This is a genomic window from Streptomyces sp. yr375 (assembly GCF_900110755.1).
Lineage (GTDB): Bacteria > Actinomycetota > Actinomycetes > Streptomycetales > Streptomycetaceae > Streptomyces.
The window spans coordinates 1-2872 of the sequence record NZ_FOFF01000108.1 but is presented as its reverse complement, the minus strand read 5'-3'; the positions used below and the strand labels follow the sequence as shown (position 1 = coordinate 2872).

The 2872-nt window shown below is 69.8% G+C and carries 1 protein-coding gene and 1 pseudogene; one reads left to right on the top strand and one right to left on the bottom strand.

Going from position 1 to position 2872, the window contains the following annotated elements:
• Nucleotides 1-440: 440 nt before the first annotated feature.
• Nucleotides 441-2108 (bottom strand): carboxylesterase/lipase family protein, encoded by a 1668-nt coding sequence (locus tag BMZ82_RS38995; protein WP_256252365.1) that lies wholly within the window; start codon nucleotides 2106-2108, stop codon nucleotides 441-443.
• Between the two features lie 198 nt (nucleotides 2109-2306).
• Between BMZ82_RS38995 and BMZ82_RS38990 the strand changes: the two are divergent.
• A pseudogene (locus BMZ82_RS38990) lies at nucleotides 2307-2872 on the top strand (hypothetical protein); the annotation flags it as partial.

Genomic DNA, 2872 nt, shown 5'->3' with positions numbered 1-2872 from the left:
CCGGCGAGTACTTACTGGGTGGCGCCACTTCTTCCTCGTTTCCTTGTTCAGGACAACCCTATTGGGTGCCTGTCCGGAAACTTCGTGGCCCCTCAGGGCCAGGCGGTTTCGCGCGAGCAGCCATCTGCCGTACACCAAGGCGCCCGCCGTCCATACCCAGACCCTGAGTGAGGGAGCGTGCTGCCCGCCGACATGCATGGCAAGGACCAGGGCCGTTGTCACGGTGAGGCGGTATCCCAGTGTCAGGAGCACGCTCCCGGTTGTTCGGGGCATCGGCAGGTAGGTAGATGGGGACATGGAACAGGGCCTTCATCTCTCTGCCGATCGAACGCTGCGGTGGTCGCTCCTCGATGCTCAGAGGTCCCTGTCCGGTTCAACGAAGCGCCTGGCGGTGGGGTACGGCGGTCTCCAGCCATGTGGCGGGCAGGTCGGCCCGGTTGTCAGGGCAGACGGCTCCAGAAACCGAGGTTGTGTTCGCGGTGGTAGTCGACGGGCCCGATCCGCTCCGGTGACAGCGACTGTGTGTACGGGCCGCCACTTTCGGCAGGTCCATGGGAGAGCCAGGCCGGCAGGCCGGCACTGCGGGGCTCGCCGGTTCGCGCGAACGCCGCCCAGTATCGGGCCATCGTGGCTGACAGGCGGCGCTGCGCCGGGGTGAACAGCGGTTCGGCCGCCTCGTCCTCGAACAGGTACGGAGTGTCGCCCGCGTGGAAGGCGCCGAAGTCGAAGTCGCCCGGCAGTGGCAGGTACATCGGTGCGTCGCGGTCGGCGAACTCATAGGCGTACAGCGGCACATGCCGTGCCAGTGCGTTGTGCTGGGCCTGGGTGCCGCGTGCCCACATCCGGTCGGTGATCACGGTTGCCCACGCCAGGCCGGGTGAGGGGAACGCGGTCGACGGATACTCGGCCCGCACGCGCGCCGCCCGGCTCGCCCCGAACGCGGTGCGCAGCGCGTCGTCGTAGTCCGCCTCGGTGAACGGTTTGCCCACCGCGTCGTACATCATCCCGACGAACACGCGGTGCTCGTCACGCGTCGCGCCGGACAGGACGGGAACGTGGTGGAAGCGCCCTGCGCGCAGTGCGGTGGGCGGCAGTTCGGGCAGGGTGGCGTTGCCGTATCCGAACGCCTGGAAGGCGTTCATGATGTAGGGCACCTTGAGGATCGTCTTCACGGGCAGGGCGCGCAGGCAGGCGAGGGTGCGTACGGGACGGTCGCTCCGGCAGCCGAGGGACGAGGTCATCTCGGTGGTGATGTCCTCCATCTCGCGGCCGGTCCGCCAGACGTACCAGGGGTACCCCGGCACGCCCGGGCCCATGGCGCCGGCCGGCATGTCCATCATGGCCTCACCACTCGCCATGACGGCGCGGTGGAACAGGCCTCGGGAACCGGGCGAGGTCAGATGCCCGGCGACCGCTGACGCGCCGAACGACACGCCGGCCACCGTGACGTTGCCGGGATCACCGCCGAAGGCCCGTACGTTGTGCCGTACCCAGGCCAGCGCCGCCTGCTGGTCCTGGAGGCCGAAGGTGCCGGCCCCCTCCAGATCCGGCAGCGCGAGGCCGCCGAAGACGCCGAGTCGGTAGTTGACGGTGACGACCACCAGACCCCGCCCGGCCAGTCGGCGCCCGTCGAAAAAGGCGCCGCCTCCCACGGAACCGTCCCCGTGGATCCACACGAGCACGGGCGCTGGCGCGGCCTGCCGCAGGGTCGAAGGGGGCGGTGTCGTGACGTTCAGGACCAGGCAGTCCTCCTCCGTGCTGGACACCTGCGCGTAGGGCGAAGGCACCTGCGGGCACAGCGGCCCCGGCTTGGTGGCGTCCCTGACCCCCTTCCACGGCCGTACCGGTTGGGGTGGCGCCCACCGGTGGCGTCCCGTGGGGGCGCCCGCGTAGGGGATGCCGTGGAAGATCCGGTACGCGCCCGACTGGGTGCCGCGGACCGGACCCGCGTTCGTGCGTACCGTGTCGCCTGCGATGACGGCGGCGTGCTGGGTCCCGGCGGCTGCCTGACCGGCATCGGTGTTCGCGGTGGTGCTCAGCGCGGTGAGCGCCAGGGCGGTGGCCGTCGTCAATACGGCCGCCCGGCGAGGAGTTCTGAGGTGCGTCACAACGCAAGCCTTCCTCGTGGTCGTCGGCACCGGTGCGTGGACGCACCGGAGGCGGCCTGATCGGGCGCGCCTTTCGGCACGGAGGGCCCTGCCACGAGGAAGGCGCGTGATCGCATCCGGCGGTGGCGAGTTCCGATCACGCGCAATACGGGTACTGCACCCTCGCATCGGGCGAGGGACAGGCTGAAGGAGCCCGGTATGGCACCCACCGCACCCGATTTCGGTCCGGACATCGACCCCTACGCGCTCTACGATCCGCAGCAGGGCTGCGATCCCGCCGCCAAACCCGGCCTGCTCGGCTTCCGTGACCTGGTGCTCGCGGCGTATCCCGAAACGACCAGCCTGGGCATCAGCCGGGAATGCGGCAGCGGAGGCCAGAGCGAGCACAAGGAAGGCCGCGCCTGGGACTGGGGCGTGAACGTCCAGGGCCAAGGCCATCTGGCGGACGACCTGATCGACTGGCTCCACGCCACCGACCGGCACGGCAACACCCATGCCCTGGCCCGCCGGTTCGGCATTATGTACATGATCTGGAACCGGCGTATCTGGATGGCCAACCGGCACGGCGCCGGCTGGCAGCCCTATCGGGGCGCCAACCCCCACACCAACCACATCCACTTCAGCTTCTCCTGGGCGGGAGCCCGCCAGGAGACAAGCTGGTGGAACGCCCCCGTGGTGCCGGACCGGCGGCAGCGGTTGGCGGTGGGGATGTCCGGGGACGGTCGGCTGGAGATCTTCCACGGGGCGGTCGACCAGATCTACCA